Here is a 24,919-nt window from a genome sequence, read left to right as displayed (position 1 = left end):
GCCGGAACAACGCCGATTTGCGGCTGCTAATGCGCTCTTTGCCCGTGCTTCAACGACCAGCGATGGTCTGATCAACGCAAGATCATTTGCGCGTTCGCAGGCGAATGGCTGAGCTGGCGTTGTGCAGTCGATCATTCAGCAGAACGACGCCTGCATTACGTGTTCGTTTTTGCGATTTCGCATCTTTGCAAGCTGTCCTGTCGTGCAGCGGACGCACTCCCGTCTGCATAGCAAGCAATCTACCGCGCACCATCCACAGGTTCGACAACGCGAACGGCGTCAGCAACCGGGCCGGGTTCTTCGCGAGCCCGCAGTAGCGCACCTTCATACGGCCGAACTGCCGCTTTATGACCTTGAATGGGTATTCGACCTTGGCACGCATGCTCGCATTGAGCTTTTCGTCCAGGGCATCGATCTCAGCGGTCTTGTCCAGCGCCAGGGTCTGCTCGGCGAGTTTGTGCTTTGCCAGCAGATGGCGGAATTAAAGGATGGTGCTCTCGTCGGGCAACCAGCTGTCCCAGCCAAGCTGGCGAATTTGCGGAACAGGGGCACGTCTCGAAGCGCTTCTTCCATCGCCGGTTCCGAAAGGGTGAACCACTGCTGAATGAAGTAGATGCGCAGCATGGCTTCCATGGCAAAGGGCGGACAGCCCTTCTTGCCATTGGATGCGTGGGGCGCGACCAGATCGACCAGCGCTGCTCGAAGCACGGCGCATGCCATCTGGGCGAGGAATTCTCGTTTGCACTTGCGCTTGGTCGTCAGGTTCAGGCCGCGATCGGTTTGCTTTATGGCTCAGATCGCAAGCGAGTTAGGGGCCAGGTTTTTCAGCGTGTCCCTAAGCGCATCGATGACCCCAGCAGTTCAGACGCTCGCGTTGCATCGCACTGAACTCAATTGAATATCGGATTTTTTGAGGGCGGACTATTTATTTCGCCATCCTTGCTGCACGATATGGTCGCGTGTGTGAAAAGTCTCCCGAATGATTTGACGCATCTTCAAGCGATATTTTTTGATGGTTTGCGCTTTCTCTTCAATCATCACCTTTCCGGCAAATCTGGCCGTTGCAATGAGCTCGCTATTATCAGGATCCTTGCAAGCCTGGATCAGTTGCGCGATAAACATCATCCACACGTCCAATAATCCCATTTGACTAATTAGCTCGACGTGATTACGCGTCTCTTCGTATGCTTGCTGCGCCGTGTTGGCCGCCATAAGTTTCATTTGCTCGCACGAAACTGACTCTACTCTGGCGCAAGCCGATATAGCCATAAACGTCGAATTTCTTCGTCAGTCCAAAGATTTTGCTTCGGCGCTGGTCAACAGCCTCACTGCTTGGCAGTTACCTTTCCGCAAATGAGCGGTATTAAATTATTTCTCCGGCGCCTCTGACCGGCAACAGCCAAAAAAACCATAACAGGTAATGCAAGATAAAAGATAATCTCTAATTTTCACGGTAAAAGAATATAGGAGCAAGAGGCACGCGTTATTCGACTCGTGAGATTACTTGGCGCAAGAAGCTCGGGAAACTTTTTAGGGCGTACCCATATCTGAATATCGTGGCCGCACCTGAAGGCACATACTATGTTGTTCGCGTCGAAGTCCGTTTGAAATGAACACTTTACGACTATATTTATCCCACACGAGACAGCTTGCCTGAGATCGAAGAAACCAGGCCCGCGCGAAACATCACGACAATGCATAAATCTTCAAGTCCCCTCGCCATGCAACCACCGTTCGAAATCACTTCTTTGGGTGCGGGGATCCTCACGATTGACAATTTTCTTTCCGTTGAGGAATGCCAGAACCTCATTCAGCACAGCGAAGCCATCGGGTACGAGCAAGCAGCGATTCGCACAGATGAGGGCGATCGTGTAATCAAAGACATACGAAATAACGATCGTGTGATCTTTGACGATATGTCATTGGCTGGGCAGTTGTTCGAAAGAGCCAAACCGTTTTTGATCCCAGAAAAAGACGGTTGGATATTGAGTCGAATGAACGAGCGATTTCGCTTTTACAGGTATATCGAAAAACAGAAATTTGCATGGCATCTTGATGGCACAGTTACCGACACTCATGGTGACGAGACCTTCTTGACGTTCATGATGTATCTCAATGACGACTTCGAAGGTGGAAGCACTGACTTCAATTGGGAGAAGATAGAGCCCAAGCGGGGTAGAGCGTTGGTTTTCCCTCATCGGCTCCGGCATCAAGGCTCGCCAGTGAGTGCGGGATCTAAATATGTGCTGCGTACGGATGTCTTTTTCTCTATGCCGAGCACATCGTCATAAATTTGGTCGGCCAAATTCTCGTGTGCTGCAATAGCCTATAGAGAGACCAGCCAAAAACTCACATGTAAAAGCTAGTCTCCCAGCGCTCCTGATTTTTGGCCGCCACACGTATAAACGAAGTGCGACGAATCAGTTCCGTCACGGCATTGTTCAGCAATAGCGGAACCAAAGGCAGCGGTCGCAGGAAATCGACAAAGAGCACGATGCGCCACTCCGACGTGCGGTTCCACACTTCATGCTGGAACGTGTTGTCGAAGACGAGAGCCTTACCCTCCGACAAAGTCCGCGTCTCGTATAGGACCCGAATGTCACAGCTTTTGTCCGATACCGGAATGCGCAGGCCAAAGTGATAACGAAGCACCCCCTCACAGGGAACGCAATGCGCTGGCAGCACCTTTCCCGAAGCGAGGATGAAGAAGAAAGCGGTAGAGACACCTGAGATCAAATCGATCGCCGCTGCAGTATTGGTACATGCCTCCCAATTGCGCGCACTTTCGACGCCATAACCAGCGAAGAAGAATGTCCTGGAAATTTGCCAATGAATGGGCACTAGGAAGTAGCGTGTCCAGATCAGCGCGGATCTCGTCGGTGCGCGCGCCAAAAAAATGGCGTACAGCGCCTTTGCGGTCAACTTTCTACGCATCCATTCGTCAAGAAGATCTCAGTCGATAGAAACGATTGGGAATGGCATGGATTATTTTGTCTTGCTTCTGCTCAATACAGATCCACTGGCAGCACCACCCTCACCCAACGCGCTTGGTCCGAATCGCTTTCGAAGCCCGCGAATTTGGCTCCCTACCTAACGTCTGGCTGATATACACACCCGCATCGATCAGAAGATCCAGATCGATTCCCGTTTCGATCCCCATTCCCTGCAACATGTAGACGACATCCTCGGTCGCCACATTCCCGGTCGCCCCCTTTGCATAGGGACACCCGCCCAATCCAGCCAAAGAAGTGTCGTATTGCCAGATCCCCATTTCCAGACTCGCCAGCGTATTCACGAGCGCCTGCCCATACGTGTCGTGGAAATGCCCTGAAATCGCATCGATTTCAAAGTGCTTCCGCGTCGCCTCGATAGCCCGCTGCACCTTCACCGGCGTCCCGACGCCAATCGTGTCGGCCACGCCCACGTGCTGCACACCGATCCCCTTCATCAACCCGGCCAGCATCTCGACCCGCGACGGATCGATCTCACCTTCATACGGGCACCCCACCGTACAGGACATCGCCCCGCGCACATGAATTCCCAATTCGCGCGCCGCCGCAACCACTGGCGCAAAGCGCTCGATGCTTTCCGCGATCGAGCAATTGATGTTCCTCTGGCTGAAAGCCTCGCTCGCCGCACCGAACACCACGATCTCGTCCGGCCATTCCCCGCGTGGCGCGGCAATGGCGGCTTCGAAGCCTTTCATATTGGGCGTCAGCACCGAATAGCGCACACCGGCCTTGCGCGTGATGCCGTGCATCACTTCGGCGTTGTCCGCCATCTGCGGCACCCATTTCGGGCTGACGAAGCTGGTGACTTCGATGTCTTTCAGGCCGGCGTCCTGTAAACGATGTACGAGACCGATCTTGATTTCGGCGGGAACGGGCAGCTTTTCGTTCTGCAGTCCGTCGCGCGGGCCGACATCGACGAGGTTGACGCGGGTGGGGAGCTTCATGAAATTGCCTCTTTTCAATTCGTGGTCGGTCACACGATTCTGGCTTGGGCGACGTGACTTTGGCGATATCGCAGTTTCCCGCGCGATGCACCGCAAAGGTGATCCGAGGGTTTCCAAGGCTGGCCCGCAACTTGCATCCTGGTGTACAAAGTTGACTGTCGACAGTTTTAACAACGCCAAGGATTTATCGAACATGTCAGTCTCAGATTCCGAACGCCAGATACGTGAAGACCTTGCTGCCGCTTATCGCCTGGTCGCGCATTACGGCATGGACGACAGCATCTTCACGCACATCTCCGCCCGCGTGCCCGACCGCCACGACCAGTTCCTGATCAACCCGTTCGGCATGCTGTTTCGCGACATCACGGCGTCGTCGCTGGTCAAGATCGACCTCGAAGGCCGCATCGTCGAGCCCTCCGAGTACGACGTGAACCCGGCCGGTTTCACCATCCACAGCGCCGTGCATGCAGCCCGCCACGACGCGGCCTGCGTGCTGCACACGCACACGGTCGCGGGGGTCGGCGTGTCGTCGCTCGAATGCGGACTGCAGCCGTGCAACCAGTGGGCGCTGCAGTTCTACAACCGCGTGACGTACCACGAATTCGAAGGCATCGCGCTCGACCATGCGGAGCGCGACCGCCTGGTGACCGATCTCGGTCCGACCTCGCGCGCCCTGATCCTGCGAAATCACGGTCTGCTGACGCTCGGTCGCACCGTTTCGGAAGCCTTCATCCTGATGCTGAACCTGGAGCGTGCCTGCCGGGTGCAGCTGGCGATCCAGTCCAGCGGCGAGCCGGTGCATCCGGTGCCGGCCGACGTCTGCGAGCGTACCGCGCGGCAATACGAAGGCGGCGAGACCACGCTGGAGCCGGGCGAGACCGACACGTATGCGCGCGAGTGGCGCGCGATGGTGCAGCGCGTCGAGCCGATGCCGCAGCGCTCGTTCCGCGACTAGCCGCCCTTCCCTTCCCTTCTCTTTTCCGTCCTTCCCTTAGTTCTCTTTTCCGTCAGGAGTCCGTGCCAATGAAACGTCGCAATCTCATCCAAATGGGCGCCGCAACCGCCGCCGGCTTCACGCTCGCCGGCGTACCGCTCCATCTCCTGGCCGCCAGCAAGAAGGGCGGGATCATCAACGTCGTCGTGCAGCCGGAGCCGCCGAGCCTGATGGTCGGCATCACGCAGAACGCACCGACGCAACTGGTGGCCGGCAACATCTACGAAGGCCTGCTGCGCTACGACGAGAAGGTGAGCCCGCTGCCCGGCCTTGCGACTTCGTGGACGTCGAACAAGGAAGGCACGCTCTTCACCTTCAAGCTGAAGCCGGGCGTGACATGGCACGACGGCAAGCCGTTCACATCGGCCGACGTGGTGTTCTCCGCCGACGTGTTCCTGCGCAAGACGCACGCGCGCCTGCGCAACAACCTGGCCGCTGTCGAGAGCATCAAGGCGCTCGATCCGCTGACGGTCGAGTTCAAGCTCAAGTACCCGTTCGGCCCGTTCCTGGGCATCTTCGAGGTCGGCAGCATGCCGATGATCCCGAAGCACATCTACGAAGGCACCGACTTCGCGACCAACCCGGCCAACGCGACGCCGATCGGCACCGGTCCGTTCAAGTTCAAGGAATGGGTCAAGGGCAGCTACATCCTGCTGACGGCCAACGACAAGTACCACGTCAAGGACGTGCCGATGGTTGAGAGCGTCTACTTCCACATCATTCCCGACGCGGCCTCGCGCGCCGCGGCTTTCGAGTCCGGAAAGATCGACGTGGTGCCCGGCGGTTCGGTCGAATACTTCGACGTGCAGCGCCTTGCCAAGCTGCCGGGTGCGGCCGTCACGACCAAAGGTTGGGAGTTCTTCGCACCGCATGCCTGGATGTGGATCAACAACCGCAAGGCGCCAATGGACAACGTCAAGTTCCGTCAGGCGCTGATGCATGCGATCGACCGCGAGGCGATCTGCAAGGTGGCCTGGCAGGGTTTCGCCAAGCCGGCGACCGGGCCGTTCAACAGCAACATCAAGTTCTACAGCACCGATGTCGCCAAGTACCCGCGCAACATCGAGACAGCCAAGAAGCTGCTGGCCGAAGCCGGCTACAAGGGCGAGACGCTGCGCCTGCTGCCGCTGCCCTACGGCGAAACATGGACCCGCTCGGCGGAAATCCTGCGCCAGAACCTGGCCCAGGCCGGCGTGAAGATCGAGACGGTCGCGACCGACGTTGCCGGCTGGAACCAGAAGCTCAACGAATGGGACTACGACCTCGCCTTCACCTACGTGTATCAGTACGGCGACCCGGCGCTCGGCGTGTCGCGCAACTACACCAGCAGCAACATCGCGAAGGGCTCGCCGTTCAACAACGTCGAGGGCTATTCGAATCCGAAGGTCGATGCGCTGTTCGATGCAGGTGCCAAGGAATCGGATCCGGAGAAGCGCGCGGCGATCTACCTCGAAGTGCAGAAGATCCTGCTCGACGAAGTGCCGGTCGCGTGGTTGTACGAGATCAACTTCCCGACGCTGTACCGCAGCAAGATCAGCAATCTGGTGAGTTCCGGCATCGGCCTGAACGACAGCCTAGCCACCGCATCGATCGCATGACATGAAACGCACGCAGTTCATGTTGACCCGCGTGCTGCAGGGTCTGGTGGCGATCCTGCTGATCGCCACCGTCAACTTCATGCTGGTGCGCGCGGCGCCGGGCGATCCGGTATCGGTGATGGCGGGCGAGGCCGGCGCGTCGGATGCGCAGTTCGTCGCGCAGCTGAACAAGCAGTTCGGGCTCGACAAGCCGCTGACGACGCAGCTCGCGACCTACCTCGGCAAGGTGGTGCAGCTCGACCTCGGCTTCTCGTACCGGCAGCAGCAGCCGGTGCTCGACCTGATCCTCGACCGCCTGCCTGCGACGCTGCTGCTCACCGGCAGCGCCTTCGTGCTGTCGCTACTGTTCGGCGTGACGCTCGGTGCGCTGTCGGCGCGCAAGGCCGGCACCTGGGTCGACAGCGCCATCACGACGGTGGCGCTGGTTTTCTACGCAACGCCGCTCTATTGGCTCGCGCTGATGGCGGTGCTGATCTTTACGGTGCAGCTCGATTGGCTGCCCGGCTTCGGCTACAACACCGTCGGCTCCGGCGCGACCGGACTGGCGCTGATGTGGGACCGCTTCCTGCACCTGATCCTGCCGGTGATGACGCTCGCGCTCTTCTACATGGCGGTCTATGCGCGCATGACGCGCGCCACCATGATCGAAGTCGCGCAGATGGATTTCGTGAAGACCGCGCGCGCCAAGGGTGTGAAGCCCGGCCGCATCCTGCGTGCGCATGTACTGCGCAACGCGCTGCTGCCGGTCGTCACGCTGGCCGGCATCCAGGCCGGCGGACTGATCGGCGGCGCGGTGCTGACCGAGACCGTGTTTGCATGGCCCGGCCTCGGACGGCTGATGTTCGACGCGCTGCTTCAACGCGACTACAGCCTGCTGCTCGGCGCCTTCCTTGTGACGGCTGCCATGGCCGTGCTGTTCAACCTCATCACCGACCTGATCTACACATTGGTCGACCCTCGAATCGAACTGACATGACCCTCAACAGTCCTTTCTGGCGGCGCTTCTGTCGCAACAAGGGTGCGGTCGCAGGCCTCGCGGTGTTGCTGGTCGTCGCCATCGTCGCGCTGTTCGGTCCGTGGATCGCGACCAACGATCCATGGGGCATGGTGCAGCAGCCGTTCCTGCGACCGTGGACGGAGCCCGGCTTCGCGATGGGCACCGACACGCTCGGCCGCGACATCCTCTCCGGCGTCATCTACGGCGCGCGTATCTCGCTGCTGATCGGCGTGATCTCGACCGTGGTGGCGCTGTCCATCGGCGTGACCATCGGCGCCATCGCTGGCTATTTCGGCGGCTGGATCGATGCGACGCTGATGCGCTTCACCGAGCTGTTCCAGGCGGTGCCGAGCTTTGCGCTGGCGATCGTGCTGGTCGCGATCTTCCAGCCTTCGGTGACGTCGATCGTGGTCGCCATCGCCATCGTTTCGTGGCCGCCGGTCGCGCGGCTGGTGCGCAGCGAATTCCTCACGCTGCGCCAGCGCGATTTCGTGCAGGCCGCATTGCTTGCCGGCCAGTCGACGACGCGGATCATACTGACGCAGATCCTGCCGAATGCGATGTCGCCGATCATCGTGATGGCATCGCTGATGGTGGCGACAGCCATCCTGCTGGAGTCGAGCCTGAGCTTTCTCGGCCTGGGCGATCCGAACCAGATGAGCTGGGGCTACATGGTCGGTTCGGCGCGCACGGTATTGCGCCAAGCCTGGTGGATGGCGCTGTTCCCCGGTCTCGCCATCGTGCTCACTGTGCTGGCGCTCAACCTCGTCGGCGAAGGCCTGAACGATGGCTTGAACACGCGTAGCGACGGGAGAGGTAAATGACCGCGTCTATCCACACGCGCCCCGTGCTCGAAGTGCAGGGCCTGAGCATCTGTCTGCCCAAGGGCGCGGACCGCGCGCTGGCCGTCGAAGGCGCAACGCTTTCCGTCATGCCCGGCCAGACGCTGTGCGTGGTCGGCGAATCGGGTTCGGGCAAATCGATGATCGCCAATTCGGTGATGGGCCTGCTGCCGCAACCGCATGTGCGTCCGGTGGCCGGCAAGATTTTGTTCGAAGGCGTCGACCTGCTGACGCTGACCGAGCCGCAGATGCGCGAGCTGCGCGGACGCCGCATCGGCATGGTGTTCCAGGAGCCGATGACGGCGCTGAACCCAGTGATGCGCATCGGCGAGCAGATCGGCGAAGTGTTCGATGCGCATGTCAGCGTGCCGGCCGCAGAGAAGCGCAAGCGCATCCTCGCCGCGCTGGCCGATGTCGGCTTGCCCGACCCGGAACTCACCATCGACAGCTATCCGTTCCGGCTGTCGGGCGGCCAGCGGCAGCGCGTGATGATCGCCTGCGCGCTGGTGCTGGAGCCGCTGCTGCTGATCTGCGACGAGCCGACGACGGCCCTCGACGTGACGACGCAGGCGCAGATCCTCAAACTGGTGCGCGAACTGCAGCAGCGCCGCGGCACTGCGGTGCTTTTCATCACACACGACTTCGGCGTGGTGTCTGAAATCGCCGATCACGTCGTCGTCATGCAGACCGGCAAGGTGGTCGAATCCGGTCCGGCGCGCGAGGTGCTCGATGCGCCGAAACATGCCTATACGCGCAAGCTGATCGACGCCATCCCGACAGGCAACGCCGACCGCGTGACGCCGACGGACGACGCGCCTTTCGTGCTGCAGGTGCAGGAACTGTGCAAGACCTACGTCTCAGGCAACGGGCTCTTTAAGAAAGGACGTTCGGTGCAGGCGGCGAAAGACATCAGCTTCGACCTGCGGCGCGGCGAGACGCTGGGGCTGGTCGGCGAATCGGGTTCTGGCAAATCGAGCGTGGGCCGCTGCCTGGTCGGGCTGGCGCCGTTCGATACCGGGCGCATCCTGTTCAAGGGTCGCAACCTGGCGCAGAACGGCAACTTTCGGAAGGAAGCCGCCGGCCGCATCCAGATGGTTTTCCAGGACCCGTATGCGTCGTTGAACCCGCGTCATCGCATCGGCGCGGCCATCGCAGGCGGGCCGATCGCGCAGGGGGTGAGCAAGGCCGAAGCGATGGCGCGCACGATGGAGTTGCTGGCGCTGGTCGGGCTCGGCGCGGACGCCGCGATGCGCTATCCGCATGAGTTCTCCGGCGGACAACGCCAGCGCATCGGCATCGCCCGCGCGTTGGCGATGCAGCCTGAACTGCTGGTGGCCGACGAGCCGGTCTCCGCGCTCGACGTATCGGTGCAGGCACAGGTGCTCGATCTGTTCGCGCAGGTGCGGGAACAGTTCAAGCTGGCGATGGTTTTCATCACGCACGACCTGCGCGTGGCCGGCCAGATGTGCGACCACATCGCGGTGATGCAGCGCGGCGTGGTCGTCGAATACGGCGAGACGCACAAGGTGCTGGGTGCTCCGCAGCATCCGTACACGCAGAAGCTGATCGATGCGGTGCCGCGTCTTGCGTCACCGTCGGTCGAAGCCGCTCGCACGGAAGAGATGGTGGCCTGATGACGGCGCAAGTAATCTCTCCCCTGCCCTGCGTCGCGCTGCTCAGCGAAGTGCTCGACCTCGGCTATCTCGCCAATGCGTTTCGCAAGGCTTTCCCGGGCATCGACCTGCGGATGGGCAACGATGTCGCATCGCTCGGTCCGGTCGAGGACATCGACATCGCAGTCTGCTGGTTCCCGCCGCACGGGCTGCTGGCGCAGTTGCCGAAGTTGCAGCTGATCCAGTCGCTCGCCGCCGGCATCGACCACATCGCGGCAGATGCCGATCTTCCGCGCGACCGGCCGCTATGCCGCATCGTCGACACCACGATGGCTGCGGGCATGAAGGCCTATGTGAGCTGGGCGGTGGTGCAGCAGCATCGCGGCATGGCGGCGTATGTGGCGAGTTCAGCAGCCAGTCGATGGGAGGAACAGCCAGTGATTTCTCCGCGCCACCATCGCGTCGGCATCGCCGGGCTCGGCACGCTGGGCATGGCCTGCGCCGAGGCGCTGGCGACCATCGGCTACCAGGTGCGCGGCTGGAGCCGGAGCGCCAAGACGGACCTGCCAGAAGGCGTGCGGAGTTTCCATGGCGACGACCAGCTCGGCGAATTCCTTTCCGGCTGCGACACGCTGGTGTGCCTGCTGCCACTGACGGCGCAGACGCACGGCTTTCTGAATGCATCGCTGTTCGCGCAATTGCCGCGCGGCGCACACCTGATCAACGTCGGCCGCGGCGATCATCTGGTCGAAGCCGATCTGCTCGAAGCGCTGCAGAGCGGTCAGCTTTCCGGCGCAACGCTCGATGCGTTCTCGGTCGAGCCGCTGCCCGCCGACCATGCGTTCTGGCATGAGCCGCGCATCCTCGTCACACCGCACATCTCGACCCGCACCGATCCGTCGGTGATCGCGCAGCAGACGCTGGCGAATCTCGCGACGCTGCGGCAGGGTGAGCGGCCGCGCCATCTCGTCGACCTCGCGCGCGGCTACTGAAGCAGCGTCGTTTTCCTACATCCACAGCGAAGCCCAATGAACGCACACACACACGCCGAGCACGCAGCCAACGACATCGCATCGCACCTGCATCCGTTCACAAACATGGCGACGCATCCGCAGGTCGGGCCGATGGTGATCGTGCGCGGCGACGGCATCTTCGTGGAGGACGACCAGGGCCGGCGCTATCTCGAAGCGATGTCAGGCCTGTGGTGCGCATCGCTGGGCTTCAGCAATGCGCGTCTAGCCAAGGCGGGCAGCGACGCGCTGCACGGCCTGCCGTACTACCACACGTTCAACGGCCGCTCGAACCCGGCCGCCATCGCGCTGGCCGAGAAGCTGCTGACGCTGGCACCGGTGCCGATGTCGAAGGTGTTCTTCGCCAACTCCGGGTCCGAAGCCAACGACTCCGCCGTGAAGCTGGTCTGGTACTACTTCAACGCCATCGGCAAGCCAGAGAAGAAGAAGATCATCGCGCGCAAGAACGCGTACCACGGCGTCACCGTCGTGGCTGCGAGCCTGAGCGGGCTCATCAACAACCACCGCGATTTCGACCTGCCGATCGACCGCATCCTGCATGTCGATTGCCCGCATCACTACCGCTATGCCGACGCCGGCGAGAGCGAGGAAGCCTTCGCGACCCGACTGGCCGACAACCTCGAGAAGCGCATCCTCGAAGAAGGCCCGGAGACGGTCGGCGCCTTCATCGCCGAGCCGGTGATGGGCGCTGGCGGCGTGATCGTGCCGCCGGCCACCTACTTCGAGAAGATCCAGGCCGTGCTGAAGAAGTACGACGTGCTGCTGATCTCCGATGAAGTCATCTGCGGCTACGGGCGAACCGGGGAGATGTTCGGCTCGACGACCTTCGGCATGCGGCCCGACATCCTGACCACGGCCAAGGGCCTGTCGTCGGGCTACGTGCCGATCTCGGCGGTGATGATTTCCGAGAAGGTCTATGCGGCAGTCTCGGCCAATAGCGGAAAGATCGGCACCTTTGGCCACGGCTTCACCTACTCGGGCCATCCGGTAACTAGCGCGGTGGCGCTGGAAACGCTACAGGTCTACGAGGACGAGAACATCGTCGCGCACGTTCAATCGATCGCACCGCCGTTCCAGGAAAAGCTGCGTGCTTACGCGTCGCGCCGCTTCGTCGGCGAAGTGCGCGGGATCGGCCTGATCGGCGCGATGGAACTCGCCATCGACCCAGCCACGAAGACATCGTTCGACCCGACGCAGAAGGCCGGTGCGAAGCTGGCCGAGCTTGCGTTGGCGCAGGGCCTGATCGTCCGCGCGATGGGCGATGCGGTGGCGTTCTGCCCGCCGCTCATCATCACCGCCGAGCAGATCGACGACATGTTCGCGCGCTTCGACCGGGCGATGGCGCTGTTCGAGGAAGCGATGGCGGTCGAGGCCTGAAGCGACCTGATTCACCGACCGAAACCATCATGAAAGCCTTCTTCACCGACGACCAGCTGCTGCACGATCCGCAGCAATACATGCGGCTCGGCCGCATCCACAAGCCGGCCGATCTGCCGAGCCGCGCGCATGCACTGCGCGACGCGCTGGCATCGCGCGGCATCGCACTCGAAGCGCCGGCCGAGTACGGTCGCGCGCCACTCGAAGGCGTGCACAGCGCCGACTATCTCGACTACCTTGAGACGGCATATGCGCTGTGGCGCGAGCTGAAGATGCGCGGCGTCGAGCCGGGCATCGAGGTGCTGCCGAACCTGTCGCCGTACCACAGCGGCGTGCCGGGCGTGGCGCGCGCGCCGTGTCCGTCGCCGTCGGTCGTGGCGCGTACCGGCTACTACATCAGCGACCTGTCGTGCCCGCTCGGTCCGCACAGCTGGCGCTCGATTCTTCGGTCGGCGCACACGGCAGTCGCCGCAGCCGATGCGGTGCTGGAGAGCGGTGGCGCGGCCTATGCGCTGTGCCGCCCTTCCGGCCACCATGCGCACCGCGACCGCGCGGGCGGCTTCTGCTTCGTCAACAACAGCGCCGTCGCTGCCCACCGGCTGTGGGAGCGGCACGGTCGCGTGGCGGTATTCGACGTCGATGCGCACCACGGCGACGGCACGCAGCACATCTTCTATGCACGCGACGACGTGATGACCGTGTCGATCCATGCCGACCCGGCGAATTACTACCCGTTCTATACCGGCTACGCGCATGAACGCGGCGTCGGGGCCGGCGAAGGCTTCAACCTGAACCTGCCGCTTCCGCACGGCGCGAGCAACGATGTCTTCCTGCAGGCCGTCGACCAGGGCACTGTAGCGCTGCGCGAGTTCAAGCCGGAGGCGCTGGTGCTGGCACTCGGTTTCGACAGCTACAAGGACGATCCGATCAGCGTGCTGAAGCTGGACCTCGACGCCTACCGCCACATCGGCGAACGCGTAGGCGCGCTGGGACTTCCGACGGTGGTGGTGCAGGAAGGCGGCTACATGGTGGAGGCGATAGGCCCGGCGCTGGACATGTTCCTGAGCGGCTTCGAGGCCGCCCGGTGAGCGCCGGATTTCGGGTCCTGCTCCTTCCCCTTCTGGGGGAAGGCTGGGATGGGGGCCCGGGCGGTGGATGTGGCCTGCACATTGGAAACGCCGTCAGCCCCCACCCCTGCCCTCCCCCAAAAGGGGAGCGAGCAAAGACATGAATGCTGCTAGCAATCGGGCGGGTGTCGCCTTCTTCTTCTGCGCGCTCATCGCCTTCGCGTCCTACGACGCCTTCTGCAAGTTCATGCTGCAGTTCTACCCCGCGCCATTCATCAACATCATGCGGTACGTGGCAGTGACCGGCATCGCCTTCGCGATGCTGCTGCACCACGGCGACCTGCGTTTCTGGCGTGCGCCGCAGAAGAAGCTCCTGCTGTTGCGCGGGATGATGCTCGCGACCGTCGCGACCTGCTTCATGACCGCGCTAACCTGGATGCCGCTGGCCGAGGCCACCGCCATCTACTTCACCGCGCCGTTGCTGATGGTCGCGCTGTCGCCGTGGATGCTCGGCGAGCACGTGCCGCGCAGCCGCTGGGTGGCGGTGATCTTCGGTTTCGGCGGCATGCTGCTGATCGTGCGGCCGGGAGGCAGTCTTCCGTTGCTCGGCACCGCGCTGATGGTGGTGTCGGCCGTCTGCTACGCGATCTTCCAGCTGCTCACCCGCCGCCTTGCCGGCCTGGTGCCGAGCCCCGTGCAATACGCATGGACCGCGCTGGCCTGCCTGGTCGTCACGCTGATCCCCGCACCCTTCTTCCTGCCGTCGCAGATGCCGCCGGCCGGCGATGTATTCCTGCTGCTGGCTGGCGGCGCGTGCAGCGGCGCGGCGCAATGGCTCCTGCTCGCGGCCTTCGCGCGGGTGGAGGCGTCGACGCTGGCGCCGCTCAACTACTTCCAGCTGCTGCTGGCCGTCGCCTTCAGCACCTTCTGGTTCCACAAGCCGCCGGACGCGATGGCGACCGCCGGAATCGCCCTGATCGTCGCGGCCGGCCTGTATCTGGCACGCTCGAACATCGCCGCAAGACCCCGACCGGCATTGAACTGACGAGACAAACACAATGACAAGCCCCACCTTCGCCGGCATCAGGAAAGCCGGCAAGCCCGTCGATGATGCACTGTTCGCCTCCGTCGAATCGCCCGACCTCGTCGCCCTGGTAGAAGCCCAGCTGACCCGCGCCATCGTCGACGGCAAGCTGCCGCCCGGCGCGCGCATCGTCGAGGCAGACATCGCCCGCCGCATGGGCATCAGCCGCGCGCCTGTGCGCGAGGCGGCGCGACGGCTCGAACGCCAGGGCGTACTGGTCGCGCGACCGCGCCACGGCTTCGCGGTGCGGACCATCAGCGTGCAGGAGATCGACGACCTGTACGAAGTGCGCATCAGCATCGAACTGACCAATATCGAGCTGGCCTGCCGCAAGGCCGACGATGCCGGCATGGCCCGCGTGAAGACGCTGCTCGACAAGATGATGAAGCCCGACGCGAGTACGCCGCAAGACGAACGCATCACCACCGACCTGGAGCTGCACATGCTGATCTGCGAGCTCGCCGGAAACGCGCGGCTGCTGCGGATATTTACCGACACGCAGATGGAAATGCGCATGATCATCGCGCTCATCAACGCGGTCGACGACTCGGCCGCGGTGGCCGCGACGCACGGCGTGATCGTCGCCGCATTGCTGCGTCGCGATGCCGATGCGGCCAAACACGCGATGCGCGTGCACCTCGAATACGCATGGGAGCACGTGCGCGCGCTGTTCGTCGAGCAGCACGGCACCGACCCCGTCCAGCCGCGCCGCCGCATCGAACTGGGAGCACTCGCATGAAGGTCGTCTACTGCGACACGCACAAAGACCACGACCCGCAACTCTTCATGGTGCGCGGCAAGCTCAAGCGCAGCAACGAGCAACCCGAGCGCGCCTTCCGCCTGCTGAGCGCGGTGCAGGCCGAGGGCCACGAGATCGTCGCCTGCGAAGACTTCGGCGCCGGTCCGCGCGCCGCCATCCACACGCCCGAATACCTGCGATTCCTGCAGACTGCCTACGCGCGCTGGCAGCTGCTCGACGACCCGTCGCCGGAGGTGATGCCGAACATCCATCCCTTCCCCGGCCAGCCGTGCACCTACCCGGAAAGCGTGGTCGGGCAAGCCGGCTTCCACATGGGCGACGCCGCCTGTTCCATCGGCGCGCACACGTGGGAAGCCGCCATCGCCTCGGCCAACATGGCGACGCATGCGGCGCAGCTGGTGCTCGACGGCGAGCGCGCGGCCTATGCGCTGTGCCGGCCGCCCGGCCACCATGCATACGTCGATCGCGCGAACGGCTTCTGCTATCTCAACAACGTCGCCATCGCCGCGCAATACCTGCGGCGCGTGCACGACCGCGTGGCGATCCTCGACATCGACGTGCACCACGGCAACGGCACGCAAGGCGTCTTCTACCGTCGCGCCGACGTGCTGACGATCTCGCTGCACGGCGACCCGCGCAACTTCACGCCCTACTTCACCGGCCATGCGCACGAACGTGGCGAGAGCGAAGGCCTGGGCTACAACATCAACAAGCCGCTGCCGCTCGGCACCGACATCGGCGGCTATCTGCCTGCCCTGCAGGATGCGTGCGACAGCATCCGCGCCTTCGCGCCCGGCGCGGTCGTCGTCGCGCTCGGCCTCGATGCGCACGAGCGCGATCCGTACAAGGGCATGAAGATCGAGACGCCCGGCTTCGCGGTGCTGCTTGCGGAGATCGCGCGACTCGGCCTGCCGACCGTTCTGGTGCAGGAAGGCGGCTATCTCTCCGACGACCTGGGGCCGAACATCGCGAGTGCGCTGCGCGGCTTCGCGAGCGCCGCATGAGCGCAATCGATTTCGACGATGCGCAGGTGCTGAGCCAAGGCTCGCCGGCCCTCGACGACGACTGGGTGCGACAGCTCGCAGAAAAGCGCTACGGCCTCGTCGGCGAGATCAAACCGCTGACCGGCGAGCGCGACCGCAACTACCGCATCGAGCGTGCATCGGATGGCGCGCGCTTCATGCTGAAGATCTCGCATCCGGCGGAGACCGCGCTGGTCGCCGACTTCCAGACGCAGGCGCTGCTGCATCTGGCGAAATCCGATCCCGAGTTGCCGGTGCAACGCATCGTCCAGACGCTCGACGGCGCACCTTCTTTCGTCTGCGATCCCGGCGACGGCCTTCCGCGCGTCGTGCGCCTGTTCACCTACCTGCCCGGCCTGCCGCTGCCCGACGCACCGCGCACGCCGCTGCAGCAGCAGAACCTCGCACGCATGCTCGCGCGCCTCGACCTCGCGCTGCAAGGCTTCGACCATGCAGCTGGCGAACTGAAACTGCCGTGGGACATCCAGCGCGCCGACAGCGTGCGCGGGCTGCTCGCGCTCATCGCCGATGCCGACCGCCGCGCGCTGGCTCAAGCCGCGCTCGACCGCTTCGAACGCGACGCCAAGCCGGTGCTGCCGACACTGCCTGCGCAGCCGATCCACAACGACTTCAACATCTACAACGTGCTCGTCGATCCGCAGGACACCGATCGCATCGCAGCCATCCTCGACTTCGGCGACATGGTGCGCGCGCCGGCCGTGAACGATCTGGCGGTGGCCGCTGCGTACCAGGTCGGCACGGGTGACGACCCGCTTGCCGACATCGTGCCCTTCGTCGCGGCGTACCACGCGGTGCGTCCGCTGTCGGCTGCGGAGGTCGACGTGCTGTTCACGATGATCGTCGCGCGTCTCGTGATGGTGGTCGCGATCAGCGGCTGGCGGGCGGCGCGGTATCCGGAGAACGCGGAATATCTGATGCGCAACAACGCGCTGTCGTGGGCGCGTCTCGCGGCCTGCGAACGTGTCGGCGCGCCGGCTGCGACGCTGGCTTTCCGCATCGCCTGCAGGCTGAACTGAACCGTTACCTCGACACATGTCCACGATCCCTGCCGACACGCAAACCCTGATGGACCGCCGCGCCCGCGCGCTCGGTCCGGCCTATCGACTGTTCTACGAAACGCCGCTGCGTCCGGTGCGCGGCGAAGGCGTGTGGCTGCACGACGCTGACGGCAAGCGCTATCTCGATGCGTACAACAACGTCGCCTCGGTCGGTCACTGCCATCCGCACGTGGTCGAAGCCATCGGGTGGCAGGCATCGGTGTTGAACACGCACACGCGCTACCTGCACGAAGGCGTGCTCGATTACGCCGAACGCCTGCTCGCGACGATGCCCGGCGAACTCGCGCATGCGATGTTCACCTGCACCGGCAGCGAAGCCAACGATCTCGCGATGCGCATCGCGCGCGCGCACACAAAGGCCGAAGGGCTCATCGTCACGCGCTTCGCGTACCACGGCGTCACGTCGGCCATCGCCGGTGCATCGCCGTCGCTCGGCAAGTTCGTGCAGCTCGGAGAAAACGTGCGCACGGTGCCCGCACCCGATAGCTACCGCATCGCGCCCGAAGCAATGGGCAAGGCATTTGCGGACGGCGTGCGTGCCGCCATCGCCGACCTGAAAGCCGCCGGCATGCGCCCCGCCGCGCTCATGCTCGACACCTCGTTCTCCAGCGACGGCATCTTCACCGACCCGCCCGGCTTCATCGCCGAGGCAGTCGATGCGGTGCGCGAAGCCGGCGGTCTCTTCATCGCCGACGAAGTGCAGGCCGGGCTCGGTCGGACGGGCGATGCGCTGTGGGGCTTCCAGCGCCACGGCGTAGTGCCCGACATCGTCACGATGGGCAAGCCGCTCGGCGCCGGCCATCCGCTCGCCGGGCTCGCCGTAAAGCCCGAAGTGCTGGCTGCGTTCGGCCGCGAATGCCGCTACTTCAATACCTTCGGCGGAAACCCGGTGTCGATGGCGGCGGGCATGGCGGTGATGGATGTGATCGAGCGCGAAGGGCTGGCTGAGAACGCGCAACGCGTGGGTGCGTATCTGCGTGGCCGGCTGCGTGAGCTGACCGTGCGGCATCCGCTGATCGGCGATGTGCGCGGCGCGGGGTTGTTCGTCGGCGTCGAGCTGGTGACCGACCGCGAAGCGAAGACGCCGGCGACTGCGGAGACGGTGCGTATCGTGAACGGCATGCGCGAGCGCGGTGTGCTGCTGAGCGGGACCGGGGAACACGCGAATATCTTGAAGATCCGTCCGCCCCTGGTGTTCTCGGAGGGGAATGCGGATCTGCTGGTGGAGACGCTGGATGGGGTATTGAGGGACCTGTCGGCAGGTTGAAGGCCGCCTAACCCGACGCGTTCTATGTGAGAAGCGCCGGAAACTTCGCTCCCAAGAACAACCGGGTATGCGCAAGCAGGCTTTGCGCCTGGGCCATGCACTCGACGACCACCGCATGGCCGACAGGATCGCCTTCGTAGTCGTTCTGGTTTCGCTGCTTGCGTAGAGCATCGAGCACGATGATCACGTCCTTCGGAAGCTCCATCGTGAGCGGCAAGGCTTGCAAGGCGGTCTGGTGATGCCCCGGCTGGCTGGTGGCGGTCCGGTAGCCCTGCGCCCAGAGACCGAGCATCGCGCACTGAAGAATGCATTTGTACGCGGCATCGAAACGGTTTTCCGGGCTCAGCGCCTGCAATTGGGCGTCTGCAAGATTGCGCGTGGCTGCAGCAAGCAGACGCTGCACGCCTTGCGGCGTCGCCTCAAACGCCTGCAGGCGCTGGATGGCCAGCAAATTGACCAAGGTCATGTTCGGTTCCGATCAGAAGAAGTCGTGGGCCCGCGAATATGTTGCTCACGAAGGAGTCTCGCGCGTCGATGTGCTGTCGCAGTTCTACCGGGCTGTAGACCACCGGGTTGATTTCGCGGCCAAGTTCGGACTGTGCGTCATGCAGCGCGCGGACGACATCGCCGAAGCTGTGTCCGGTGACGACCAGCACGTCCACATCGCTGGCCGCGTTTTCAGTGCCGCCGGCGACCGAGCCGAAGATGAAGGCCAGCTCAGGCTGCAGAGGCGTCAATGCTGACTTCAACACCTCAGAGGTGCCGGTGGTTTTTCGAAGCAAACCCGCAAGCTCAAGAAAAACGGGTGATTCGCGATTGGCCTGATAGCGCACCTGATTGCCCTGCGCTTTTCTCAACAGCAAACCTGCTTCTGCCAGCCTCGACAGCTCCTTGTGCAAGGTGCCGGGCGCCGTGTTCGTCAAACGTGCCAGCTCACGGACGTGGTAGTCCATGTCTGGGTGCAGCAGCAGCTGACTCAAGACTTTCTTGCGATAGCTGCCAAATAGAAGATCGGCCAACATGACAGATAGGTGAAGCCTTTCAAGCTTTTATTGTAGTGAAATTAGCTTCGATCGAAGCAGTTTTTGCTACGATTTCGATTGCTTGCTTTGGGTGCTTATCTAATACCCGCGCCCCGAATCCACCAACCCCGGCAACGCATCGAACCCCACCCCCGCCTCCAGTGCCCTGATCTTCCCCGCGATCTGCGCGATCGATTCATCGCGCAACGTCCGCGCCGATCCGTGCGGCGTCACGACGATCTTCGGATGGCGCCAGAACGGATGATCGGCCGGCAACGGTTCCTGCTCGAACACATCCAGCGTCGCGCCGGCAAGTTGTCCGGCGTCGAGCAAAGGAATCAGGTCGTCCTCGACCAGATGCGCGCCGCGCGCCACGTTGATGACGTAACCGCCCGGCTTGCCGCCGTTCAGCTTCAACAGGCTTTCGCGCCGCATCACGCCGCGCGTATCCGGCGTGACCGGCAGCAGACAGACCAGCACGCGGCTCGCGGCGAGGAAATCGTCGAAGCTTTCGGCACCCGCGAAGTTGCGAACGCCATCGATATGTTTGGGCGTGCGGCTCCAGCCGTTGATCGGAAAGTCAAACTGCGCAACAGCCTTGGCAACACGCTCGCCCAACACGCCAAGTCCCATGATGCCGACCGGGAAATCGGCCCTCGGACGCGGCTTTCGAAATGTCCAGCGTCCCGCACGCGCTTCCGCTTCGTACGCGTCGAATTCGCGGAAGTGCCGGATTAGCGCATGGCAGACGTATTCGGCCATCTGCACCGACATGCCGGCATCGTCGAGCCGGACGATGCGGGCGTTCGGCGGCAGCCTGAGACCGATCAACGCATCGACGCCCGCGCCGATGTTGAATAGCCCGCGCAGTTGCGGCTGGTCGTCGATGAAAGCCTGCGGCGGCATCCAGACGACAGCATGGTCGGCGGGCGGCGTGCCGGGTTCCCAGGCTTCGATGTCGGCGCCGGGCAGTGCGGCGCGGAGGCCGGAAACCCAGGGGTCGGGGCGGGTGTCGGTGAGGCAGACGGTGATTCGCATGCGCGCAATTCTCGCCGCGCATGAAGCCGTTTTTCAGCTCAGGCTGCGATGCGCAATAGCTCCGATCCCTCGGTCACCTGATCGCCCGGCGCGCAAAGAAGTTCTTCGACCGTGCCGTCGGCAGGCGCGGCGATGGTGTGTTCCATTTTCATTGCTTCCATGACGGCCAGAGGCTGGCCGCGTGTGACCTTGTCGCCGGCCTTGACCGCGAAGGACACGACCTTGCCCGGCATCGGCGCGGTCAGGCGACCGCCTTCGGCCTGCGTGTCGCCGGCGTGCGCGAGACGGTCGACGGTCGCAATGCGTGTCGCGCCTTTTCCGGCGAAGACATGTGCGACGGACTGGCGCTGGTAGACATCCAGCGTCTGGCGTTCGCCGTCGTAGGTCAGCGCAATCCGGCCGCCGGGCAGGGTATCGATGACCAGCGGGCCAGAGACGCCGCCGACGTCGAGCGTCAGCGCGCCGTCGTGCAGATAGTGCAACGTCGCGGTCTGCATCTCGCCGCGAAACTCGAAGGCGAAGATGCGCGCGGTGGTGCCGAGCGAGCGCCAACCGTCGCGCCGGCTGAACGGGTCCGGCGTCGCGGACGCGCGTTCGTCGAGCAGCGTTCGCGCGATCGACGCGGCAGCCGCCATCGGCAGGCCCAGCGGCTCGCGATCGAACAGCACCGCGCGCTCACGCTCGATGAGTGCGGTGTCGAGATCGGCCTTGGAGAACGAATCGGTGGCAAGCACCCCGCGCAGGAACTGCACGTTGGTCTGCACGCCGACGATGTGGACTTGCGCCAAGGCAGTGTCGAGCCGCGCGAGCGCCTCGTCGCGCGTCGCGCCGTGGACGATCAGCTTGGCGATCATCGAATCGTAGAACGGCGATATCTCGCCACCCTCGCGCACGCCGTCGTCGATGCGGACCGGGCCACGCTCGAAGGCCGTGGCCTGCGGCTTGCGGTAGACCTGCAACGTACCGGTCGCGGGCAGGAAGTTGTTGTCCGGGTTCTCGGCGCAAATGCGCGCCTCGATCGCGTGGCCGTGGATCTTGAGGTCGGCCTGCTTCAGCGGCAACGGCTCGCCCGAAGCCACACGCAACTGCCATTCGACGAGATCGAGTCCGGTGATCGCTTCCGTCACCGGATGCTCGACCTGAAGCCGCGTATTCATCTCCATGAAGAAGAAGTTCATCTCACCGCCAGCTCGCTGTTCGACGATGAATTCGACCGTTCCCGCACCGACGTAATTCACCGCCTTGGCCGCAGCAACGGCGGCAGCGCCCATCTGCTGGCGCATCGATTCGCTCATGCCGGGCGCAGGCGCTTCTTCGAGCACCTTCTGGTGCCGGCGCTGCACCGAACAGTCGCGCTCGAAAAGATAGACGCAATCGCCATGCGTGTCGCCGAAGACCTGGATTTCGATATGGCGCGGACGCTGGACGTACTTCTCGATGAGTACAGCGTCGTCGCCGAAGCTGTTGATCGCCTCGCGCTGACATGATGCGAGCGCAGCCGCGAAGTCTTTCGACGTTTCGACAGCGCGCATGCCCTTGCCGCCGCCGCCCGCGCTGGCCTTGATCAGCACCGGATAGCCGATGCGGTCGGCCTCGCGCTGCAGCAGCGCCGGGTCCTGGTCATGGCCGTGGTAGCCGGGGACCAGCGGCACGCCGGCAGCCTCCATCAGCTGCTTCGATGCGGCCTTGAGGCCCATGGCCTTGATGGCCGATGGCGGCGGACCGATGAAGACGAGCCCGGCGTCGGCACAGGCCTGCGCGAACTCCTCGTTCTCGCTCAGGAAACCGTAACCCGGATGGACGGCTTCGGCGCCCGTGGCCTTGGCGGCTTCGAGGATCTTTTCCCAGCGCAGGTAGCTGTCCTTCGGCGCGCTGCCGCCGATGTGCACCGACTCGTCGCAGGCGCGCACGTGGTTGGCGTTCGCGTCGGCATCCGAATACACCGCGACGGTGCGGATCGCCATGCGACGTGCGGTCGCAGCGATGCGGCAGGCGATCTCGCCACGGTTGGCGATCAGGATCTTCTTAAACATTCGGTGTGTCTCCAGGAAGCTTCTTTGAATTTTTCGACGTGAACGGGAAGGCGGACACGACACCCGGATCGGGCTTGCCGCTGAAGATGCGCGTGACGCGGCCGACCAGCCCGCGCAGGAAGCGCCAGCTCTTGCGGATCAGCCATACGCTGGCGACCAGCACAACGACGAACAGCACCACGAACACGAGCGGATGCGCGACCGCGAGCCAGAGACTCGCCGGCACCATGCTGTCTTCGACCAGCGAGGCACCGACGTTGCTGAACGGTTCGGGCGACGTATTGATGGCGGCGCGCGTGGTCGCCTTGGCCGCATGTGCCGTCGCCGCGAAACCACCGCCCAGCAATGCTGCGATCAGCGCCATCACCGCATGGTCGCCACCAAAAACGCCGGCCGCGAGTGCCGCGCCCGCCGGGATGCGGATGACCGTGTGCACCATGTCCCAGAGCGAATCGAGCCCCGGAATCTTGTCGGCGAAGAACTCGATGAAGACCATGAACCCGGCGACCGCCATCACGACCGGATTCGCCAGCAGGTGCAGACCGCTCGGCAGCGGCACCCATCCGAAGTAGCCGGCGAGCCCGGTCAACAACACGACGAGATAGAGCCGGATGCCGCTGGCCCAGCCAATCGCGGCGGCCAGCGCGAGCAACTGGGGCATGTCGAGTTCGGGCATCTCAGGCGATCCAGTTGGGTTTGCGCTTCTGCAGGAAAGCCTGGACGCCTTCGCGGCCTTCGTTGCTGGCGCGGATGTCGGCAATGCCTTCGACGGTCTTCGCAATCAGCGCATCGTCGATCTCACGGCCGCCGACATCGGCCAGCAGCGTCTTGCAAGCGCGTACGGCGGCAGGGCTTGCAGAAGTAAGCGCCTTGAGCAGTTCGTCGACCTTGGCATCGATGGCGTCTGCCGCGACCACCTCGTGCACGAATCCGATGCGATGCGCCTCGGCGGCGGTGAAGCGCTCGGCCGTAAGGAAGTAGCGCTGCGAAGCGCGCGCGCCCATCGCCCGGATCACGTACGGGCTGATGGTCGCGGGGATCAAACCGATCTTTACTTCGCTGAGGCAATACCAGGCGGTATCGACGCTCACCGCGATGTCGCAGGCCGCGACAAGCCCCATGCCGCCGGCATAGACATCGCCCTGCACGCGCGCGATGGTCGGCTTGGGACATTCGGCGATAGTCCGCAGCATGTCCGCGAGCTTGCCGGCATCCGCGAGGTTCTCGTCGCGGGTGTAGTCGGCCATGCGGCGCATCCAGTTGAGGTTCGCGCCGGCGCAGAACGCCGGGCCGCTGGCGCCGAGTACGACAGCGCGCACTTCCGGCGCGGCGCCAGCTTCGACGAAGGCCTGCGTGAGTTCGGCGATGACGATGTCGTCGAATGCATTGCGGGTATCGGGCTGGTCGAGCCAGATGCGGGCGACGCGGTCGTCGATGGTGAGTTTCAGTTTGGTGAAGTCAGTCATCGAGACGCTCCTTTTTCGGCGACGCATCGTTCAGGCCTTCGATGCCATCGAAGTCGCGGTCTGCATGCAGCAGCGCGCAATCGTGTTCCAGACACCATGCAGCCACCATCAGATCGATCGGGCTGCGGATGGTGATTCCCTGGCGTCGCTGCTGCCGGTAGAGGTTGGCTGCGCGCAAGGCAACGGCCTCGCCACCGGCGGTGGAAAGCGGAAGACCCGCAAAGGCCTGCCGCGCCAGGCGCCATTCACGATCATGCGCAAAGCCGCGCAACACTTCCATGAGGACCAGGTCGAGCACCACGAGCTGATCGGCGTTGTCCTCCAACAGAGCGCCTAGGGCGGCCGTCTGGGGGGTGTCCCTGTTGCGAAAGAAGTCGATCCAGACACTGGAGTCCACGGTCATCATGACCGTGTTCGCTTCATGCGTCCGTACGGAGGCGGCGCAGGCGCCTGAACGGTCTGCGGCTCAGCGGGCAAGTGCGTCCAGTCGATGCTCTCGTCCCCCATCCACTGAAGCTTGCCGCGCAGGGCAAGGAGCTTCTGGTACGTCTCGCGCCGCGCCAGCAACCGAAGGCCTTCTTCTACCGCGTCCTTCTTGGTCTTGAAGCCACCTGCTCGCATGGCAGCTGCCATGAGCTCGTCGTCGATCACGATATTCGTCCGCATAAATGTCC

At 63.5% G+C, this 24,919-nt stretch carries 25 protein-coding genes and 2 pseudogenes; 14 read left to right on the top strand and 13 right to left on the bottom strand.

The window, feature by feature from the left end:
* Positions 1-226: 226 nt before the first annotated feature.
* The 3 genes and pseudogenes from ACSFA3_RS09445 to ACSFA3_RS09435 form a co-directional block, all read right to left on the bottom strand.
* Positions 227-400: pseudogene (locus ACSFA3_RS09445) on the bottom strand (IS5/IS1182 family transposase); the annotation flags it as partial.
* Positions 401-484: 84 nt separating this feature from the next.
* Positions 485-789 (bottom strand): annotated as a pseudogene (locus ACSFA3_RS09440) (transposase); the annotation flags it as partial.
* Between the two features lie 132 nt (positions 790-921).
* On the bottom strand, positions 922-1,212 hold the full coding sequence (locus ACSFA3_RS09435) for a hypothetical protein (RefSeq protein ID WP_435505190.1): 291 nt from the start codon (positions 1,210-1,212) through the stop codon (positions 922-924).
* A 509-nt stretch (positions 1,213-1,721) separates the two neighbouring features.
* Here ACSFA3_RS09435 and ACSFA3_RS09430 point away from each other — a divergent pair.
* Entirely contained in the window at positions 1,722-2,291 is a 570-nt protein-coding gene (locus ACSFA3_RS09430; RefSeq protein ID WP_435505189.1) for a 2OG-Fe(II) oxygenase, read from the top strand.
* A 58-nt stretch (positions 2,292-2,349) separates the two neighbouring features.
* Here the strand turns inward: ACSFA3_RS09430 and ACSFA3_RS09425 are convergent, their stop codons facing one another.
* Together ACSFA3_RS09425 and ACSFA3_RS09420 are read right to left on the bottom strand one after the other, a co-directional pair.
* Positions 2,350-2,922, bottom strand: a complete 573-nt coding sequence (locus ACSFA3_RS09425; protein WP_435505188.1) for an aspartyl/asparaginyl beta-hydroxylase domain-containing protein — start codon at positions 2,920-2,922, stop codon at positions 2,350-2,352.
* Between the two features lie 112 nt (positions 2,923-3,034).
* Complete coding sequence (locus tag ACSFA3_RS09420; protein ID WP_435505187.1) at positions 3,035-3,955, bottom strand: hydroxymethylglutaryl-CoA lyase; 921 nt, start codon at positions 3,953-3,955, stop codon at positions 3,035-3,037.
* A gap of 193 nt (positions 3,956-4,148) precedes the next feature.
* Between ACSFA3_RS09420 and ACSFA3_RS09415 the strand changes: the two genes are divergently transcribed.
* The 13 genes from ACSFA3_RS09415 (at position 4,149) to ACSFA3_RS09355 (ending at position 18,686) form a co-directional block, all read left to right on the top strand.
* Complete coding sequence (locus ACSFA3_RS09415) at positions 4,149-4,910, top strand: class II aldolase/adducin family protein (RefSeq protein WP_435505186.1); 762 nt, start codon at positions 4,149-4,151, stop codon at positions 4,908-4,910.
* A gap of 68 nt (positions 4,911-4,978) precedes the next feature.
* Positions 4,979-6,547, top strand: coding sequence for an ABC transporter substrate-binding protein (locus ACSFA3_RS09410; RefSeq protein WP_435505185.1), 1,569 nt, complete (start codon positions 4,979-4,981; stop codon positions 6,545-6,547).
* A gap of 1 nt (position 6,548) precedes the next feature.
* On the top strand, positions 6,549-7,523 hold the full coding sequence (locus ACSFA3_RS09405) for an ABC transporter permease (RefSeq protein WP_435505184.1): 975 nt from the start codon (positions 6,549-6,551) through the stop codon (positions 7,521-7,523).
* On the top strand, positions 7,520-8,368 hold the full coding sequence (locus tag ACSFA3_RS09400) for an ABC transporter permease (protein ID WP_435505183.1): 849 nt from the start codon (positions 7,520-7,522) through the stop codon (positions 8,366-8,368). Before ACSFA3_RS09405 ends, ACSFA3_RS09400 begins: the two co-directional genes overlap by 4 nt.
* On the top strand, positions 8,365-10,020 hold the full coding sequence (locus ACSFA3_RS09395; RefSeq protein ID WP_435505182.1) for an ABC transporter ATP-binding protein: 1,656 nt from the start codon (positions 8,365-8,367) through the stop codon (positions 10,018-10,020). The genes ACSFA3_RS09400 and ACSFA3_RS09395 overlap by 4 nt, the downstream gene beginning before the upstream one ends.
* Positions 10,020-10,991 carry a 2-hydroxyacid dehydrogenase gene (locus ACSFA3_RS09390; RefSeq protein ID WP_435505181.1) on the top strand — a complete coding sequence of 324 codons (972 nt, stop codon included), beginning with the start codon at positions 10,020-10,022 and terminating at the stop codon, positions 10,989-10,991. Before ACSFA3_RS09395 ends, ACSFA3_RS09390 begins: the two co-directional genes overlap by 1 nt.
* Positions 10,992-11,027: 36 nt before the next feature.
* Positions 11,028-12,407, top strand: coding sequence for an aspartate aminotransferase family protein (locus tag ACSFA3_RS09385; protein WP_435505180.1), 1,380 nt, complete (start codon positions 11,028-11,030; stop codon positions 12,405-12,407).
* Between the two features lie 29 nt (positions 12,408-12,436).
* On the top strand, positions 12,437-13,495 hold the full coding sequence (locus tag ACSFA3_RS09380) for a histone deacetylase family protein (RefSeq protein ID WP_435505179.1): 1,059 nt from the start codon (positions 12,437-12,439) through the stop codon (positions 13,493-13,495).
* A 139-nt stretch (positions 13,496-13,634) separates the two neighbouring features.
* On the top strand, positions 13,635-14,519 hold the full coding sequence (locus ACSFA3_RS09375; protein ID WP_435505178.1) for a DMT family transporter: 885 nt from the start codon (positions 13,635-13,637) through the stop codon (positions 14,517-14,519).
* Between the two features lie 13 nt (positions 14,520-14,532).
* Positions 14,533-15,297: a GntR family transcriptional regulator gene (locus ACSFA3_RS09370; protein WP_435505177.1), complete on the top strand. Its 765-nt coding sequence runs from the start codon at positions 14,533-14,535 to the stop codon at positions 15,295-15,297.
* Complete coding sequence (locus tag ACSFA3_RS09365; protein ID WP_435505176.1) at positions 15,294-16,322, top strand: histone deacetylase family protein; 1,029 nt, start codon at positions 15,294-15,296, stop codon at positions 16,320-16,322. Before ACSFA3_RS09370 ends, ACSFA3_RS09365 begins: the two co-directional genes overlap by 4 nt.
* Complete coding sequence (locus ACSFA3_RS09360; RefSeq protein WP_435505175.1) at positions 16,319-17,377, top strand: phosphotransferase; 1,059 nt, start codon at positions 16,319-16,321, stop codon at positions 17,375-17,377. The genes ACSFA3_RS09365 and ACSFA3_RS09360 overlap by 4 nt, the downstream gene beginning before the upstream one ends.
* Before the next feature lie 16 nt (positions 17,378-17,393).
* Positions 17,394-18,686 carry an aspartate aminotransferase family protein gene (locus ACSFA3_RS09355; protein ID WP_435505174.1) on the top strand — a complete coding sequence of 431 codons (1,293 nt, stop codon included), beginning with the start codon at positions 17,394-17,396 and terminating at the stop codon, positions 18,684-18,686.
* 22 nt (positions 18,687-18,708) lie between these two features.
* Here ACSFA3_RS09355 and ACSFA3_RS09350 read toward each other — a convergent pair whose 3' ends face one another.
* The 8 genes from ACSFA3_RS09350 to ACSFA3_RS09315 form a co-directional block, all read right to left on the bottom strand.
* Positions 18,709-19,152 carry a DNA-binding protein gene (locus ACSFA3_RS09350; RefSeq protein ID WP_435505173.1) on the bottom strand — a complete coding sequence of 148 codons (444 nt, stop codon included), beginning with the start codon at positions 19,150-19,152 and terminating at the stop codon, positions 18,709-18,711.
* Positions 19,106-19,708 carry a nucleotidyltransferase domain-containing protein gene (locus ACSFA3_RS09345; RefSeq protein ID WP_435505172.1) on the bottom strand — a complete coding sequence of 201 codons (603 nt, stop codon included), beginning with the start codon at positions 19,706-19,708 and terminating at the stop codon, positions 19,106-19,108. Before ACSFA3_RS09345 ends, ACSFA3_RS09350 begins: the two co-directional genes overlap by 47 nt.
* 99 nt (positions 19,709-19,807) lie before the next feature.
* A complete protein-coding gene (locus ACSFA3_RS09340; protein WP_435505171.1) occupies positions 19,808-20,746 on the bottom strand; it encodes a 2-hydroxyacid dehydrogenase in 939 nt (312 codons plus the stop codon).
* Between the two features lie 38 nt (positions 20,747-20,784).
* Positions 20,785-22,779 carry an acetyl-CoA carboxylase biotin carboxylase subunit gene (locus ACSFA3_RS09335; protein ID WP_435505170.1) on the bottom strand — a complete coding sequence of 665 codons (1,995 nt, stop codon included), beginning with the start codon at positions 22,777-22,779 and terminating at the stop codon, positions 20,785-20,787.
* Entirely contained in the window at positions 22,772-23,455 is a 684-nt protein-coding gene (locus tag ACSFA3_RS09330) for a DUF4126 domain-containing protein (protein ID WP_435505169.1), read from the bottom strand. The genes ACSFA3_RS09335 and ACSFA3_RS09330 overlap by 8 nt, the downstream gene beginning before the upstream one ends.
* Position 23,456: 1 nt before the next feature.
* Positions 23,457-24,245, bottom strand: a complete 789-nt coding sequence (locus tag ACSFA3_RS09325; protein WP_435505168.1) for an enoyl-CoA hydratase/isomerase family protein — start codon at positions 24,243-24,245, stop codon at positions 23,457-23,459.
* Positions 24,238-24,651 (bottom strand): type II toxin-antitoxin system VapC family toxin, encoded by a 414-nt coding sequence (gene vapC / locus ACSFA3_RS09320; protein WP_435505167.1) that lies wholly within the window; start codon positions 24,649-24,651, stop codon positions 24,238-24,240. The genes ACSFA3_RS09325 and vapC overlap by 8 nt, the downstream gene beginning before the upstream one ends.
* On the bottom strand, positions 24,648-24,911 hold the full coding sequence (locus ACSFA3_RS09315) for a type II toxin-antitoxin system VapB family antitoxin (RefSeq protein WP_435505166.1): 264 nt from the start codon (positions 24,909-24,911) through the stop codon (positions 24,648-24,650). Before ACSFA3_RS09315 ends, vapC begins: the two co-directional genes overlap by 4 nt.
* Positions 24,912-24,919: the final 8 nt, after the last annotated feature.

Origin of the sequence: Variovorax glucosi (assembly GCF_051216695.1) — a bacterium.
Classification (GTDB): domain Bacteria; phylum Pseudomonadota; class Gammaproteobacteria; order Burkholderiales; family Burkholderiaceae_C; genus Variovorax.
The sequence above is the reverse complement of the archived record's forward strand: the minus strand, read 5'-3'. Positions and strand labels throughout refer to the sequence as shown.